15 protein-coding genes and 1 pseudogene are annotated in these 15,220 nt (G+C 67.5%); 15 read left to right on the top strand and 1 reads right to left on the bottom strand.

Annotation, left to right across the window (positions count from 1 at the left end; all coding sequences use genetic code 11):
* Positions 1-9: 9 nt before the first annotated feature.
* The 14 genes and pseudogenes from dacB (at position 10) to QFZ57_RS03760 (ending at position 14,054) form a co-directional block, all read left to right on the top strand.
* A complete protein-coding gene (gene dacB, locus QFZ57_RS03825) occupies positions 10-1,506 on the top strand; it encodes a D-alanyl-D-alanine carboxypeptidase/D-alanyl-D-alanine endopeptidase (protein WP_306898091.1) in 1,497 nt (498 codons plus the stop codon).
* A 293-nt stretch (positions 1,507-1,799) separates the two neighbouring features.
* A complete protein-coding gene (locus tag QFZ57_RS03820; RefSeq protein ID WP_306632420.1) occupies positions 1,800-2,930 on the top strand; it encodes a zinc-dependent metalloprotease in 1,131 nt (376 codons plus the stop codon).
* A 135-nt stretch (positions 2,931-3,065) separates the two neighbouring features.
* Entirely contained in the window at positions 3,066-4,139 is a 1,074-nt protein-coding gene (gene tilS, locus QFZ57_RS03815; protein ID WP_306901527.1) for a tRNA lysidine(34) synthetase TilS, read from the top strand.
* A 30-nt stretch (positions 4,140-4,169) separates the two neighbouring features.
* On the top strand, positions 4,170-4,721 hold the full coding sequence (hpt, locus tag QFZ57_RS03810) for a hypoxanthine phosphoribosyltransferase (protein ID WP_018770260.1): 552 nt from the start codon (positions 4,170-4,172) through the stop codon (positions 4,719-4,721).
* Positions 4,722-4,942: 221 nt separating this feature from the next.
* Positions 4,943-7,006, top strand: coding sequence for an ATP-dependent zinc metalloprotease FtsH (gene ftsH / locus QFZ57_RS03805; RefSeq protein ID WP_306629131.1), 2,064 nt, complete (start codon positions 4,943-4,945; stop codon positions 7,004-7,006).
* Between the two features lie 9 nt (positions 7,007-7,015).
* Positions 7,016-7,660, top strand: a complete 645-nt coding sequence (folE, locus tag QFZ57_RS03800; RefSeq protein WP_306629130.1) for a GTP cyclohydrolase I FolE — start codon at positions 7,016-7,018, stop codon at positions 7,658-7,660.
* 9 nt (positions 7,661-7,669) lie between these two features.
* Positions 7,670-8,608 carry a dihydropteroate synthase gene (gene folP, locus QFZ57_RS03795; protein WP_306898084.1) on the top strand — a complete coding sequence of 313 codons (939 nt, stop codon included), beginning with the start codon at positions 7,670-7,672 and terminating at the stop codon, positions 8,606-8,608.
* 13 nt (positions 8,609-8,621) lie between these two features.
* Entirely contained in the window at positions 8,622-9,014 is a 393-nt protein-coding gene (gene folB, locus QFZ57_RS03790) for a dihydroneopterin aldolase (RefSeq protein WP_306898082.1), read from the top strand.
* Positions 9,011-9,556, top strand: coding sequence for a 2-amino-4-hydroxy-6-hydroxymethyldihydropteridine diphosphokinase (gene folK, locus QFZ57_RS03785; protein WP_306629127.1), 546 nt, complete (start codon positions 9,011-9,013; stop codon positions 9,554-9,556). The genes folB and folK overlap by 4 nt, the downstream gene beginning before the upstream one ends.
* Positions 9,553-10,101 carry a DUF3180 domain-containing protein gene (locus QFZ57_RS03780; protein ID WP_306629126.1) on the top strand — a complete coding sequence of 183 codons (549 nt, stop codon included), beginning with the start codon at positions 9,553-9,555 and terminating at the stop codon, positions 10,099-10,101. Before folK ends, QFZ57_RS03780 begins: the two co-directional genes overlap by 4 nt.
* Positions 10,082-10,594 carry a PH domain-containing protein gene (locus QFZ57_RS03775; protein WP_306629125.1) on the top strand — a complete coding sequence of 171 codons (513 nt, stop codon included), beginning with the start codon at positions 10,082-10,084 and terminating at the stop codon, positions 10,592-10,594. The genes QFZ57_RS03780 and QFZ57_RS03775 overlap by 20 nt, the downstream gene beginning before the upstream one ends.
* Positions 10,591-12,237 (top strand): PH domain-containing protein, encoded by a 1,647-nt coding sequence (locus QFZ57_RS03770; RefSeq protein WP_306898078.1) that lies wholly within the window; start codon positions 10,591-10,593, stop codon positions 12,235-12,237. Before QFZ57_RS03775 ends, QFZ57_RS03770 begins: the two co-directional genes overlap by 4 nt.
* Entirely contained in the window at positions 12,230-13,123 is an 894-nt protein-coding gene (locus QFZ57_RS03765; RefSeq protein ID WP_306629123.1) for a Rossmann-like and DUF2520 domain-containing protein, read from the top strand. The genes QFZ57_RS03770 and QFZ57_RS03765 overlap by 8 nt, the downstream gene beginning before the upstream one ends.
* Positions 13,124-14,054, top strand: a pseudogene (locus tag QFZ57_RS03760) (4-phosphopantoate--beta-alanine ligase).
* 40 nt (positions 14,055-14,094) lie between these two features.
* Here QFZ57_RS03760 and QFZ57_RS03755 read toward each other — a convergent pair.
* A complete protein-coding gene (locus QFZ57_RS03755; protein WP_306898074.1) occupies positions 14,095-14,361 on the bottom strand; it encodes a hypothetical protein in 267 nt (88 codons plus the stop codon).
* A gap of 130 nt (positions 14,362-14,491) precedes the next feature.
* Between QFZ57_RS03755 and QFZ57_RS03750 the strand changes: the two genes are divergently transcribed.
* Entirely contained in the window at positions 14,492-15,112 is a 621-nt protein-coding gene (locus QFZ57_RS03750) for a TetR/AcrR family transcriptional regulator (RefSeq protein WP_306629120.1), read from the top strand.
* Positions 15,113-15,220: the final 108 nt, after the last annotated feature.

Below are 15,220 nucleotides of genomic sequence, written 5' to 3'. Positions count from 1 at the left end.
AGCACCAGCATGACCAAAACAACCGGCCGGGAACAGCCTCACGGCCCTCGGTCGCCGCGCCCGGGCAGCGTGAAACAAGGCTCCCGCAAGCCCTGGCCCCTGGCTGTGGCGGCATTGATCCTGCTGGTCCTTGCCGTCCCGGGAGCACTGCTGGTGGCCCCCGGATTCCTGGGCCCCGATGCCCCCGGGCCCACCCCGGCGCCGCCGGCGTGGCAGCAGGCCCCCGCCACGCTCCCGGCCCCGCAGGTACTTGCCCCGCTTCAGCCTTCCGCCCAAGTCCCGGCGCAGCCCGCGGTGACGGCGCAGGTGGATCCGGTGTTGAAGACCGACGGCGGCGGTACTTTCACGGGCATGGTGCAGGACGCGCTCACGGGCCAGGTCCTCTTTGACCGGGGCGGCGCGGAAGGCCGGGTGCCGGCGTCGAACCTTAAGCTCCTGACGGCCGTTGCCGCGCTGCGCACCCTGGGCCCGGACCACCGCTTCACCACCAAGGTGGTGCAGGGCCCCGCCGCCGGACAGGTAGTGCTGGTGGGCGGCGGCGACGTCCTCCTGGCTGCGGGGGAGTCGCAGCCAGAACAGGTGATGGGCCACGCCGGCCTTGCCACCCTTGCCGCCCTGACGGTGGAAGCCCTGCAGGCCGCCGGGACCACGGGCGACGTCAAAGTCCTGGTGGACGACTCCCTCTTCACGGGGCCCGCGCTGAATCCCGCCTGGCAGTCCGGCGACGTGGAGGCTGGTGAGATAGCCCCGCTGTACCCGCTGGCGCTCAACTCCGCGCGCTTCGATCCCGCCGTCACCACGGGACCCCGGCCCCAGGACGCCGCCATGGCTGCCGCGGAGGAGTTCGCGGGACGGCTCCGTGCGGCAGGTGCCGGCGTGGGACTGACCGTTGCGGCCGGCGTCGAACGTTCCCCGGGTGCAGCCCAAGCCAACACGGCAGTCCTGGCGGGCGTTGAGTCGGCCACGGTGGCGGAGCAGGTGAACCTGATGCTGCAGGTATCGGACAACTACCTGGCTGAAACCTTGGGGCGGATGGCGGGCGCTGCCACCGGCCGGCCCGGAAGCAACGACGGCGCCACCGCTGTGGTGAAGGCCGAGCTTGCGGCTGCGGGCATACCGTCGGACGCGGTGACGCTGGTGGATGTATGCGGGCTGGCCATGGGCAACCAGGTTTCAGCGCGCCAATTCGCTGAGGTGGTGCGCGCCATTACCACCGGCGCGGATACCAGGCTCCGTGCAGCCCTGGACGGCTTTCCGGTCGGCGGCCTGTCGGGAACCCTGGGCACCCGCTACGGGGACGCCACCACCTCCGGCGGCGCCGGCCTGGTGCGTGCCAAGACCGGGACCCTTAATACGGTCCTGGCGCTCAGCGGCTATGTGGTGGACGCCGATGGCCGGCTCCTGGTGTTTTCCTTCATCGGCAACGGCCTGGCACCCGGGGCGGCCGGCAACAAGGAAGCGCTGGACCGGGCTGCGGCGGCGTTGGCGGGCTGCGGCTGCCGCTAGCGCTGCCGTTGGTATAACTGCTGCTGGTACTACTGCGGCTGGACGCCCAGCAGCGCGGCCATGACGACGGCGGCAAGCACCGATGCCCAGCCCTTGCGCGATCCCATGGTCAGGGGAGGAATGGGGCGGTAGGGGATCATGGCTGCCTCGTTCTTAAAGGGATTCTTACTGCACTTCCAAGGTGCAGGACAGGGCTGGGACCGGGCTTTCGCCCTCCTGTGCAGTGGCTGTGGAAGTTCGCCGGTCAGCGAACTTAAGGACGATCCCCAGCAGGCTGTGTTCTGATGGGAACCATGGAGTCCACTGCGCGCGAGTCCGCATCGACGTTGTCCCCAACAGCCCAGTCCCTGATCAACTGGGATCTCGCTGCTTCTGCCGCAGCGCGGCTGGCTCCCGCCGGCCCGGTACTCGATGGAAGAACCATCGGTGAGGCGGTGGACAGCCTTCGCCGGCTGGCGGACGCTTCCGTTCCGCACGTCCACGAAATCACCGGGCTGGAGGCGGCACGCGACCTGCGAGATTCCTCGGTGCTGGTGGTGGACCGGGCGTCGTGGGCCAAGGCGAACACCCAGAGCTTCGCAGTGATGCTCAAACCTGCCATGCAGAAGATGCTGGACAGCCGGCGCGGAAACCTCACCCCTGCTGCCGCCCAGGTCAGCGGCGCCATTACCGGAAGCCAGCTGGGCGCCGTCCTTGCCTTCCTGTCCAGCAAGGTCCTGGGCCAGTACGATCCCTTCGCCGCGCTGGCGGAGAACTCCACGGCGCCCGCGGCCGGAAGGCTACTGCTGGTGGCGCCGAACATCGTCTCGGTTGAGCGCGAGCTCAACGTCACGCCGGAGGATTTCCGGCTCTGGGTGTGCCTGCACGAGCAGACCCACCGGGTCCAGTTCGCCGCAGCCCCCTGGCTGCGCCACCACATGCTGGAACAGATCGACGAACTCAGTGGGCACCTCCTGGGCAACGTCGATTCCCTGATGGAACGGGCTTCGGCTGCCGCGCGCTCCCTCAAGGACCGCTCCGCCGCCGGAAACACCCCCGGCCGTGGCGCCATCCTGGACCTGCTGCAGGACCCGGAGGAGAAGGCCGCCATCTCACACCTCACCGCCGTGATGAGCCTCCTCGAGGGGCATGCGAACGTGGTGATGGACGCTGTCGACGCCAGCATCGTGCCGTCCGTCAAGACCATCCGGCAGCGGTTCAACGACCGCGGCAAGGACCGTGGTGTGATCGAGAAGTTCATCCGGAGCCTCCTGGGCCTGGACGCCAAGATGCGCCAGTACTCCGACGGCGCCCGCTTCGTCCGCGCCGTGGTGGACGTGGCCGGCATGGACGGCTTCAACAAGGTCTGGGAGTCAGTGGAGCACCTGCCCACCGAGCCGGAGATCCACGACGCCAAGCTGTGGCTTGACCGGATGGGCCTCTGATTGCCCGACGCCGAGTTGCCTGACGCGCATATGCCTGAAGTCCCGTCCGCCGCCTCAACATCGGCCTCAACACCGGGACGCGGCGGACGACGCCGGCCCGGAAGGCTCGCGCCCGTCGTCGGGACTGCGCGCAAGATGCTGCAAGACGCGCTCGCCGACGCCGGATATCCGCGGCACGTCGTGGTGGCGTGCAGCGGCGGGCCCGACTCCCTGGCCCTCGCCGCCGTCGCCGCATATTTTGCGCGCCGCGGCCACGTCGGCGGCCACCCGCTGACTGTGGGCGCGGTGGTGGTGGACCACCAGTTGCAGGACGGATCGGGCGAAATTGCTGCCCGTACCGCCCAGGTTCTGGCTGAACTGGGCCTGTCACCCGTGGACATCCGCACCGTCACGGTGGCTGGTGCCGGCATGGGCCCCGAAGCCGCCGCCCGGGAGGCCCGGCATGCCGCGCTCGAAGCCGCGGCCGCGGACCAGGGCGCGGAGGCCATCCTGCTGGGCCACACCCTCGACGACCAGGCAGAGCAGGTACTGCTGGGCCTGGCCCGCGGCTCCGGCACCCGTTCCCTCGCGGGGATGCGTCCTGCCCGGTCAGGCGCCGGAAACAGTGTCCTGCTGCGCCCGTTCCTTGGCCTGCGCAGGGCGGACACGGAGGAGATCTGCGTGGTGGAGGAACTGGATCCCTGGCACGATCCCACCAACGCCGACCCCGCATTCGCACGGTCCCGGGCCCGGGTGCAGGTCCTCCCGCACCTGGAGGAGAACCTGGGTCCCGGCGTCGCCGAATCCCTGGCCCGTACCGCCGCCATCCTGCAGCTGGACGCAGACTACCTGGAGGATGTGGCGGAAAGCACCTTCGCGTCCCTGGCAGAGCGGGAGGGCAGCGTGCTGACCCTGCCGGAGGAGGCGTTGCGCGCCCTGGCCCCGGCCATCAGGTTCCGGGTCATCGCCAAGGCAGCGGCCGACGTCGGCGGGCAGCAGCCCAGCTACCAGCGCCTTCTGGCGGCGGAAACGCTGCTGCGGCGGCAGGGTTCGGCCGGTCCGGTGGAGCTTCCCGGCGGCGTGAGTGTGTACCGGTTGTCGCTGGCACAGCTGGAGGGATCGAAGGACGCCGCCGTGCCGGGGGCCCAGGGCGGCCCCGGTTCTGTTCCCCGCGAACGCGCGCGCTGTGGGAAGCTAGTATTCCGGCCTCAAAAGCCACCCGCAAAATAGTCGCACCCCGCATCTAAACAGGAGCCATTGGTGGATTCAAACGACGTCCAGGCAGATCTCAAGCACGTTCTCTACACCAAGGAACAGATCCAGCAGCGGATCACCGAACTCGCCGCGCAGATCGACAAGGACTACGAAGGGCGCGAAATCCTCCTTGTGGGCGTCCTCAAAGGCGCCGTGATGGTCATGGCTGACCTTGCCCGTGCACTCCACAGCCACATCTCCATGGACTGGATGGCGGTGTCCTCCTACGGTTCGGGAACCCAGTCGTCCGGTGTGGTGCGCATCCTGAAGGACCTGGACACCGACCTGATGGGCAAGGACGTCCTGATCGTCGAGGACATCATCGACTCCGGCCTCACCCTGTCCTGGCTCAAGACCAACCTGGAATCCCGCGGCACTGCTTCGGTGGAGATCTGCACCGCGTTCCGCAAGCCCACCGCCGCCAAGGTGGAGATCGACGTCAAGTACGTGGGCTACGACATCCCCAACGAGTTCGTGGTGGGTTACGGCCTGGACTACGCCGAAAAGTACCGCAACCTGGACTTCGTGGGCACCCTGGCCCCGCACGTATACGAGTAACCGCACCGCACCCCGCGGCGCCGACGTTCTCCGGTAGACCCCGCCGCGCAGGCAGGTCCTGCACTGTCCCGGCACAGCTACGCCCACAGGGAACTTTTGGTTTTCGCTATGCGTGATGTACTCCGGACGGTGTATAGCTAGAAGCTGACGCAGCACCATCACGTGCGGAGACTACTCGCCGTGAAGCACTACCGGAAGGGACGGGGCCAGCCCCCGAACAGATGAAAGCTAAGAACTTCTTCAAAGGCCCGGGCATCTGGATCGTCGTTGTGGTCGGTCTGCTCCTTGTGGCTTTTGCAACGCTCGCCCCCGGCGGTGCGGCCCGGATCGACACGGACAAGGGCCTGGAACTGCTCTCCGGCAACAAGGTGGAGCAGGCCAGGATCTTCGACGGCGAGAACCGCGTTGACCTCACGCTGAAGGACAACCTGCAGGTGGACGGCCAGGACAAAGGCAAGAGCGTCCAGTTCTTCTTCGTTGATGCCCGCGCGCAGGACGTGGTGAAGGCTGTCACCGACGCCAAGCCCGCCGGGGGCTTCACGGACCAGCCGATCGAAAGCAACTGGTTCTCCGGCCTGCTCTCGCTGCTCATTCCGGTCATCCTGCTCGGTGCCCTGTTCTGGTTCCTGATGACCCGGATGCAGGGCGGCGGCTCCAAGATCATGCAGTTCGGCAAGTCCAAGGCCAAGATGGTCAGCAAGGACATGCCACAGGTGACATTCAATGATGTTGCCGGCTCCGATGAGGCTGTGGAGGAACTGCAGGAAATCAAGGAATTCCTGCAGGAACCGGCCAAGTTCCAGGCCGTTGGCGCCAAGATCCCCAAGGGTGTGCTGCTCTACGGCCCGCCAGGCACAGGCAAGACCCTCCTGGCCCGCGCTGTTGCAGGCGAGGCCGGCGTCCCCTTCTTCTCCATCTCCGGCTCGGACTTCGTGGAGATGTTCGTCGGCGTCGGCGCCTCCCGCGTCCGCGACCTCTTTGAGCAGGCCAAGGCCAACTCGCCCGCCATCATCTTCGTGGACGAAATCGACGCCGTCGGCCGCCACCGCGGCGCCGGCATCGGCGGCGGCAACGACGAACGCGAGCAGACCCTCAACCAGCTGCTGGTGGAGATGGACGGCTTCGACGTCAAAACCAACGTCATCCTGATCGCTGCCACCAACCGTCCCGACGTGCTGGATCCCGCGCTGCTGCGTCCCGGCCGCTTCGACCGCCAGATCGGTGTGGATGCGCCGGACCTGATCGGCCGGGACCAGATCCTTCAGGTCCACGCCAAGGGCAAGCCGATGGCACCCGGGGTTGACCTCAAGGCCGTGGCCAAGAAGACCCCGGGGTACACCGGTGCAGACCTGGCGAACGTCCTGAACGAGGCCGCTCTGCTCACGGCGCGCTCCAACGCGAACCTCATTGACGACCGCGCCCTGGACGAGGCTATCGACCGCGTCATGGCCGGCCCGCAGAAGCGCAGCCGCGTGATGAAGGAACACGAGCGCAAGATCACGGCCTACCACGAAGGCGGCCACGCCCTGGTGGCGGCTGCGCTGCGCAATTCGGCTCCGGTCACCAAGATCACCATCCTTCCCCGCGGACGTGCCCTCGGGTACACCATGGTGGTCCCGGAAAATGACAAGTACTCCGTGACCCGCAACGAGCTCCTGGATCAGATGGCCTACGCCATGGGTGGCCGCGTCGCAGAGGAAATTGTCTTCCATGACCCGTCCACGGGTGCCTCCAACGACATCGAGAAGGCCACCGGTACCGCGCGCAAGATGGTCACCGAGTACGGAATGAGCGAACGCGTGGGCGCCGTCCGGCTGGGCCAGGGCGGCGGCGAACCCTTCCTGGGCCGCGATGCCGGGCACGAGCGCAACTACTCGGACCAGATTGCCTACGTTGTGGACGAGGAAGTGCGCCGCCTGATTGAGCAGGCCCACGATGAGGCCTACGAAATCCTCACTGAGAACCGGGACGTCCTGGACCTCCTGGCCTTGGAGTTGCTGGAGCGCGAAACGCTGAACCAGGCCGAGATTGCCGATATCTTCAGGGACGTCCGCAAGCGCGACTTCCGCGAGGTGTGGCTGTCCAAGGAAACCCGCCCGGTGCAGATGGCGGGCCCGGTGGAGTCCCGCCAGGAGCGGGCCGAACGTGAAGCCCAGGAAGAAGCGAAGAAGGCCCGGCTCGACGAGCCGCTGGACGCCCAGCCCCCGCATGCACAGGGCGTTCCGGAGGATGCTCCCTTCCAGGGCGGCGCCTCCGACTCGGGGCCCGGCACCCTTCGCGGCTAAGCTTTCCCTGTGACTTCTTTCGACGACGACGACGTTCCCGCCTCCGCCGGATCCCTGGCGGAGGGCGGGTCCCACCATTCGAAAAGCGAAAAGGTGGACCGGCCGAGGATCGAGGCGGCCGTCCGCGAGATCCTCATCGCCATCGGCGAGGACCCGGACCGCGGCGGCCTCCTCGACACGCCGAAAAGGGTGGCGAAGGCGTATGCCGAGATGTTCGCCGGCCTGCACCGCGATCCGGCAGATGTCCTGTCCACCACCTTCGACCTGGACCATGAGGAACTGGTCCTGGTCAAGGACATTCCTTTTTACTCCACCTGCGAGCACCACCTGGTGCCGTTCCACGGGGTGGCCCACGTTGGCTACATCCCTTCGCATGACGGCAAGGTCACCGGGCTGAGCAAGCTGGCCCGCCTGGTGGACATTTTTGCCCGCCGCCCGCAGGTGCAGGAGCGGCTCACAACTGAAATCGTCGAAGCGATGGTCCGCCACCTCAAGCCCCGTGGCGCCATCGTCGTTGTTGAATGCGAGCACATGTGCATGTCTATGCGCGGTATCCGCAAGCCCGGAGCGAAGACCGTCACCAGTGCGGTCCGCGGGCAGCTTCATGACCCGGCCACCCGTGCCGAGGCCATGAGCCTCATCCTCGGAAGGTAACCACAGACCATGGATTCACTCGCCGCAGCCCCTGGAACGGGGCCCGCAACGTCACCGTTGCCCGTCCTGCGCAAGCCCCGCCCGGCGGCGCGCTTCGAAGACCTGCCCGCTGACCGCACCCTGGTCATGGGAATCCTGAACGTAACCCCGGATTCCTTCAGCGACGGCGGGAAGCATGCTACGGCGGACACTGCAATCGCTGCCGGCCTGCGTATGTTCTACGCGGGTGCGGACATCATCGACGTCGGGGGCGAGTCCACCCGGCCCGGCGCTGACGACGTCACCCCGGACGAAGAACAGCGCCGCGTCCTGCCCGTCATCGAGGCCCTGGTGAAGGCCGGCGCGCTGGTCAGCATCGACACCACGCACGCATCAACGGCTGAGGCGGCAGTGAAGGCCGGCGCCGCCATCATCAACGACATCTCCGGCCTGAGCATCGAGCCCGAGATGGCCGAGTTCGTGGCGGCCGCCAAGGTACCCTACGTCCTCACGCACCGCCGCGGTGACGCCCGGACCATGAACTCGCTCGCCGAGTACACGGACGTTGCGGGGGAAGTGGTAGCGGAGCTGGCAGGAGTGCGGGACAAGCTGCACGCCGCGGGCGTCAGCCAGGACCAGATCATCATTGATCCTGGCCTTGGCTTCGCCAAGAACGACGCCCAGAACTGGGAACTGCTGCAGAACCTGGACCAGCTGGACAGCCTGGGCCACAAGGTCCTGGTGGGAGCCTCCCGCAAGCGCTTCCTGGGCACGCTGCTCACGGTGGCCGGCAAGTCCGCTGCTCCGGAGGAACGGGACGGCGCCACGGCCGCAATCACAGCCATCAGCGCGTACCGCGGAGCCTGGGCGGTCCGTGTGCACGACGTCGGGCCAAGCCTTGACGCCGTCAAGGTGGCGGCACGCATGGCCGCAGCATCCACAGCACAAGCCGTACCCAAAACACAATAGGGCCGGGGGACCCATGGACAGGATTACGCTGACCGGAGTGACCGCCTTCGGCCATCACGGTGTCTTCGATTTTGAACGCCGGGAGGGCCAGCCTTTCGTGGTGGACGCAGTGCTCTACCTGGACTTCACTGAAGCGGCGCAGTCCGACGACGTCCGGGACACCGCGCACTACGGCGAGGTGGCGCAGCGTATCACCGAGTGGATCTCCGGCGAGCCACTCAACCTGATCGAGGCCCTCGCGGTGCGCATCGCGGACAGCCTCCTGGCGGAATTCAAGCTCCAGGCCGTTGACGTCACCGTGCACAAACCCCAGGCCCCCATCGAGGTCCCGTTCGGTGACGTTGCGGTGACCGTTCACCGGGAGCGCGTCCCCGCCGGCCAGGCGCTGTCAGGGGCCCGGACATGAGCGGGACCTACACCAAGGCCGTGCTCGCCCTGGGCAGCAACCTTGGGGAACGGAATGAGACCCTGACCGAGGCCGTGGCGGACCTGGTGGATCCGCCGGAGGTCCGGCTCATTGCCGTCTCACCCATCGTCCAGACCAAAGCCGTGGGCGGTCCCGCCGGGCAACCGGACTTCTTGAACATGGTCATCACGGTGGAAACCAGCCTGACCCCGCAGGAGCTGCTGGAACACTGCCAGGCGGTGGAGAACAAGCACCTCCGCGTCCGCGAGGTCCACTGGGGGCCGCGGACGCTCGACGTCGACATCATCACCTACGGGGACCTCCGCAGTGACGATCCCATCCTGACCCTCCCGCACCCGCGCGCTGCGTCACGCGCTTTCGTCCTCTACCCGTGGTCACTCATCGAGCCCGCCGCCACCCTGGACGGCGAACGGATCAGTGCCCTGGCAATGCGGGCGCACGATTTTCCCGATCTTGCCCCGTTCGACGGGTTCGGCGATTTTGACGGCATGCCCACGGCGGGAGCGGTGGAGGAGCGATGAAGCCCATCAACCCGCTGCGCCTGCTGCTGATCTGCGTCATCCTTGCCGTTGCGGGCTGGTCGGCCACGGTGGTCACCAGCCGGTACAGCATGGCCACTCCCGTCCTGCCTGCCACGGCACTTGCCACCATGGGTGTCATCGTCATCATCACGCTGGTTCTTGGCATCCGGGTCCTGCGCTGGCGAAACAGCCTCAAGGCCAACAGCACCGCGAAGAAAACCCAGCTGGATCCCCTGCTCGCGGCGCGGACGCTGGTCCTGGCGCAGGCGTGCGCCTACGCCGGAACAGTGCTGCTGGGCTGGCACGTGGGGATCTTCCTGGACCAGCTGCGGATCTGGAGCCTGCGCAGCGACCAGGACATCACTTGGCTGGCCCTGGCCATGGCCGGCGGCGGGCTGGTGATGATCGTGGTGGGTCTCCTCGTGGAGCGGTTCTGCAAGATTCCCCCGGAGGACAGCGACGCCAGCGGCGTCGACGGGAAGAAGAGCCGGCCCGCACGCGGGGAAGCCGCGGGGGAAGGCGAATATGCATACCGAGGCGATTGACCCGCCGGGTATCGCCTGGCAGCGGGTGTCGCCGAAATACATTACAGTCCGGCTGGTGGAATGGGCGGTGGCCAACCTTGTCACGGTGCTGGTCCTGTCCGCGCCGCTGGTGTTCATCCTGCTGGGATGGTGGCGCTGGCCGCCCCTGTGGCTGGCCATCACCGTTCCGGCAGTCACGCTGCTGGCTGCCTTGTGGCGGCTTGTGCTCATCCCGCGGCAGGTCCGGGCCATCGGCTACGCCGAGCGCGACGACGACCTGTTGATCAGGAGCGGCATCTTTTTCCAGCGCACCATGGCCGTTCCCTACGGCCGCATGCAGTACGTGGATATCGCGGTCGGGCCGGTGGAACGCGGGTTGGGCCTGTGCACCGTGAAGCTCCACACGGCCTCACCCGGCACGAACGCGCGCATCCCGGGCGTGCCGGCATCGGAAGGTGCCAGGCTCCGCGAACAGCTGGCCGCCCGCGGCGAAGCCAGGCTGGCAGGACTGTGACCACTGACGGCCAGCTCCCCGGGCCGCCTGCGGGGCCGCCTGCCGCGGCCGGCCCGGAAACCAGGGGAACGCCCGACGGCGAGTGGCTGCGTGTGCATCCCGCCTCACCTTTCGTGCGGGGGTGGGTTGCCCTGGCCGCCATCACCTACTTCTTCGGCCGGGACCTCTTTGAGCGGTCACTGCAGGGCCAGCCCGTGTTCGAGGACGGCTTTGCCAGGCGCGCCCCCTGGCTCCTGGGCGGCGGCGCGCTGCTGCTCGCCGTGGCGGTGCTGGGTTTCGTCCTCACCTGGTACTTCACCAAGTACCAGGTGTCCGGCGGTTACGTCCGGGTCAACAGCGGGCTCCTCTTCCGCCAGCACCGGCAGGCGAAGCTGGACCGGGTGCAGGCCATCGATATCGTGCAGCCCCTGCTGGCCCGCATCTTCGGACTGGCGGAACTCAAGTTCGAGGTCGCCGACGCCGGCGAATCAGCGGTGCGCCTGGCCTACCTCAAGATCGATGATGCCCGGCAGCTTCGTGCCACCATCCTGGGGCGCGCATCCGGAGCCGTTTCCGATGCCGTTTCCGATGCCGTTGCAGGCGCCGGTCCCGCGGTGGGCACTGGTGCCGGGGACTTCGCGCGGCCGGAGCATCCTGCCCGGCCGGTTCCCGAGGCGCCGGAAACCACGGTCCTGGCCGTGCCGCCGTCGCGCCTTATCGGATCGCTGCTCCTGAGCGAGCAAAGCGTCTTTATCCTGGTGGGCGGCGTCGCTTCGGTGGTCCTGTCCGTGGTGATGGACAACCGCGCCTTCTACTTCTACCTGGTGCCCGCAGCCCTGGGCCTGGCGGCGGGCTACTGGAACTTCTTCAACAAGGGGTACAACTTCACCGCCTCGGTCTCGCCCGACGGCATCCGGCTGCGGTACGGGCTGCTCGACACCCAGGCGCAGACGCTTCCGCCCGGCCGCATCCAGGCGGTGAAGATCGCCCAGCCTCCACTGTGGCGTCCGTTCGGCTGGTACCGGATGCAGGTGAACGCTGCTGGCTACGGGGTTTCCGGCAACGCCGCCGAGGGCAACACCAGGACCATCCTCCTGCCGGTGGGAAAGCTTTCCGACGTCATGGCCATGCTCTCGCTGGTCCTGCCGGACCCGGGGACCGGCCAGCCGGCGGTGGTGTTTGCCGCCGGCCTTACAGGCAGGGATTCCGACGGCGGATTCGTCACCACGCCGCGCCGGGCCCGGCTGCTGGCACCTCTCGCGTGGCGCCGTAACGGGTTCGCCGCAACGGACACGGCCCTGCTGATCCGCTCCGGGCGCTGGTGGCGGGAGCTCGTGGTGGTTCCCCACCAACGGACACAGTCACTGGCCCTGCAACAGGGGCCCCTGGCACGCCGGTTCCGGGTGGCGGACCTGGTCCTGCATACAACTGCCGGACCGGTGGCCCCGCGCCTGGCCCAGGCTGGGCTGGACGAGGCCAGGCAACTCTTCGACGAGCAGTCGGCGCGGGCGCGGCTGGCCCGGAAGCGGCAAACCACCGAACAATGGTTGCGACAGGTTGCTCCGGCAGCTGCGCCCAGGCCGCAGCGTGGTGAGCCGTTGCCCGGGGCCGCAGCCAGTGAAACCCGCATCCCCTACCAACAGGAAGGCCAGCAGCATGGCTAAGCCCGGACGCCTCGGCGTCGGAATCATCGGTGCCGGCAAAGTGGGAGCCGTGCTTGGCGCAGCTTTGCGCGCGGCCGAGCACGCCGTCGTCGGGGTGTCAGCTGTGTCCGAGGCAAGCCGGGAACGGGCCGAAGCGCTGCTGCCCGGCGTGCCCGTCCTGGAAGTGCAGGACATCGTTGAACGCGCGGAACTGGTGCTGCTGGCGGTGCCTGACGACGCCCTGCCTGGCCTGGTGGAGGGGCTGGCGAAGCTCGGCGCATGGCAGCCCGGCCAGCTCGTGGCGCACACCTCCGGCCGGTTCGGCGTGGGCGTGCTGCATCCCGTACGCGCCGCCGGCGCCGTTCCGTTGGCGCTGCATCCTGCCATGACCTTCACCGGCATGAGCCTGGACCTCACCCGGCTGCTGGACTGCACCTTCGGGGTGACGGCCGATGCCGCCATGCTGCCCATTGCCCAGGCGCTGGTGGTAGAGATGGGGGCGGAGCCCGTTGCGATCGCTGAGGCCGACAGAACGCTCTACCACGCAGCCCTGGCACACGGGTCCAACCACCTGGTAACCCTGGTGGCGCAGGCGTCGCAGCTGCTGCGCGAGGTTGGGGTGGAATCGCCGGAGCGCATGCTTGGACCACTGCTGCGGGCCACGCTTGAGAACGCGCTGGCGTCGGGGGAGTCGGCGCTGACGGGCCCGGTGGCCCGCGGGGACCTGGGAACCGTCCGTGCCCACGCTGAGGCTTTGCGCGAGTTCGACGGCGGCGGGCACGGTGACGTGCTGGCGGCCTACCTTGCGATGGCGCGAGCCACTGCCCTGCGGGCAGAAGGGCGGGGGCTGCTGAAACCTGACCAGCTGAAGGGGCTGCACGAGGCCCTCGATCCGAAGGAAGACTGAATGCCCATTCAACTCGTCACCACCGTGGCCGAATTACACACCGAAAGCGCCCGTTTGCTTGCTGCGAAGCAGGGCGCCTCCCAGGGACTGGTGCCAACCATGGGGGCACTCCACGAAGGCCATGCCGCCCTGGCGCGCACCGCCGTCGAGAACAATGACGTGGTGGTGGCCAGCATCTTCGTCAACCCGCTGCAGTTCGGCGATGCCGTGGACCTGGACCGCTACCCCCGGACGCTTGACGCGGACCTGGCGCTGCTGGAGGAACAGGGCGTTGACCTGGCCTTCGCGCCGTCCGTGGAGGAGGTCTACCCCGGCGGGGGAGCCCTTTGTGCGGATCACATCCGGCCGGCTGGGGGAGAAGTGGGAGGGCGCCTCGCGTCCGGGCCACTTCGACGGTGCCCTGACCGTGGTGGCCAAGCTGCTGCACTACGGAATACCGGCGGCGGGCCGTCCGGCCGGTTCAGCCGACGGAGCTTCCCTTGCCGGCGGCCTGCCCGCGTACCGGGCCTACTTCGGGCAGAAGGACGCCCAGCAGTTGGCCCTGGTGCGGCGGATGGTTGCCGACCTTAACTTCCCGGTCGAGATCGTGGGCGTTCCGACGGTCCGGGCGGTGGACGGGCTGGCGTTGTCCAGCCGGAACCGCTTCCTGTCCGACGCCGAGCGGGACGCAGCGCTGGTTCTGTCCAGGGCCCTGCGGCTGCTGGAGGAGCGGGCGAATGCCCATGAGCCGCTGGACCTTGATTCCGCGCTGGCGCTGGTGGAGTCCCAGCCCCTGGTGGAACTGGACTACTTCGAAGTGGTGGATCCAGTAACCCTTGAGCCGCTTGCCGAGAACTGCAGGGAGACTCCGTTCCGCGGCGAGGCGCTGGCGCTTGTCGCCGCCAAGGTGGGCCCGGTGCGGTTGATAGACAATATGCCGCTCAATTCCTGAGGGCTGCCCAGGCGCGGTTCGTGTCCGGAGGGTGACTGGTCTACAAGCCTGATTTGTCCCGGCTGGTCATGAGCTGTTCGAGGAGTGCCCGCTCAGGGCGGCCGGGGTTCCTGGCGACACAGCGGCGGAGGCGGGCCCTAACGAGTTCCTCGCCTGGGTCCTCGTTGCAGAGCAATTCATCGATGATTTCCTGCGCCTGCCAGCGGAGCGACTCGATGGCGTACTGCCGGACTTCGGCCGGGGTGTCGCTGGACATCCAGGGGGCCGGGTCTGACGGGACGCTGTGGAACATCCGCTCTGCTGACATGGGGGCCTCCTTGCTCCAAACCGGCGACCTTTGGGGTGGGCCTCTGCGGCGTTCGAAAGCACTGCGCGTAGGAGAAAGATTACAGTGGGAAAGACCGGTCTGTCTTCCCCTGCGCTAGACTTCAACTCCCATGAGTACAGAGGCGAAGGTCCCGGATTCCCCCGCGTCCCCAGAAGCGGTGCCTGCGGAGGGCAACGCCAATTCCGTGGAACGCATCCTGGCAGTGGCCTATGAGCTGTTCTCGCGTCGGGGAATCCGGGATGTGGGCGTGAATGAGCTCATCGATCGGTCTGGGGTTGCCAAGGCCACCTTCTACCGGCACTTTCCGTCCAAGGACTCGCTGGTGCTGGCATTCCTGGAGCAGCGGGACAAACTCTGGACTGTCGAAGCGATTGTGACCCAGGCACGACGCCGCGGTGAAACCCCCGTTGGGCGTTTGCTGGCGATTTTCGATGTCTTGGGTGAATGGTTCCGGCGTGAGGACTTTGAGGGGAGTACCTTCATCCACGTTCTGCTGGAGATGGGACCCTCGCATCCGCTGGGCCAGGCCAGCATCGATTACCTGGCAAAGCTCCGGGGACACGTGCAAGCGTTGGCGGAAGAAGCCGGACTTGCGGATCCTGAGGAGTTCGCCCGTTCCTGGCAGATCCTGATGAAGGGATCCATCATTTCAGCTACAGGCGGTGACCTGCAGGCCGCGAGGCGGGCCCAGCAGATGGCGGGCTGGCTTATCGAGCATCACAGGCAGTAGCGGCTTAGGAATCGGCGGCTTAGGGCTGAAAGGCTCAGCGTCCGGCGCCGCGAAGTTGCGGCTGTTCGGCCTGTCAAGTACCTACGTAGTCCTCCGGCGCGAGGAACC

Origin of the sequence: Arthrobacter sp. B1I2 (genome assembly GCF_030816485.1) — a bacterium.
GTDB lineage: Bacteria > Actinomycetota > Actinomycetes > Actinomycetales > Micrococcaceae > Arthrobacter.
This window is presented reverse-complemented; position numbering and strand designations above follow the sequence as displayed.

What these genes read in the sequence shown, in the direction of transcription:
- dacB (WP_306898091.1), top strand. Translation starts at nt 10, where the DNA reads ATGACCAAAACAACCGGCCGGGAACAGCCTCACGGCCCTCGGTCGCCG.
- QFZ57_RS03820 (WP_306632420.1), top strand. Translation starts at nt 1,800, where the DNA reads ATGGAGTCCACTGCGCGCGAGTCCGCATCGACGTTGTCCCCAACAGCC.
- tilS (WP_306901527.1), top strand. Translation starts at nt 3,066, where the DNA reads ATGCTGCAAGACGCGCTCGCCGACGCCGGATATCCGCGGCACGTCGTG.
- ftsH (WP_306629131.1), top strand. Translation starts at nt 4,943, where the DNA reads ATGAAAGCTAAGAACTTCTTCAAAGGCCCGGGCATCTGGATCGTCGTT.
- folP (WP_306898084.1), top strand. Translation starts at nt 7,670, where the DNA reads ATGGATTCACTCGCCGCAGCCCCTGGAACGGGGCCCGCAACGTCACCG.
- folB (WP_306898082.1), top strand. Translation starts at nt 8,622, where the DNA reads ATGGACAGGATTACGCTGACCGGAGTGACCGCCTTCGGCCATCACGGT.
- folK (WP_306629127.1), top strand. Translation starts at nt 9,011, where the DNA reads ATGAGCGGGACCTACACCAAGGCCGTGCTCGCCCTGGGCAGCAACCTT.
- QFZ57_RS03780 (WP_306629126.1), top strand. Translation starts at nt 9,553, where the DNA reads ATGAAGCCCATCAACCCGCTGCGCCTGCTGCTGATCTGCGTCATCCTT.
- QFZ57_RS03775 (WP_306629125.1), top strand. Translation starts at nt 10,082, where the DNA reads ATGCATACCGAGGCGATTGACCCGCCGGGTATCGCCTGGCAGCGGGTG.
- QFZ57_RS03765 (WP_306629123.1), top strand. Translation starts at nt 12,230, where the DNA reads ATGGCTAAGCCCGGACGCCTCGGCGTCGGAATCATCGGTGCCGGCAAA.
- QFZ57_RS03755 (WP_306898074.1), bottom strand. Translation starts at nt 14,361, where the DNA reads ATGTCAGCAGAGCGGATGTTCCACAGCGTCCCGTCAGACCCGGCCCCC.
- QFZ57_RS03750 (WP_306629120.1), top strand. Translation starts at nt 14,492, where the DNA reads ATGAGTACAGAGGCGAAGGTCCCGGATTCCCCCGCGTCCCCAGAAGCG.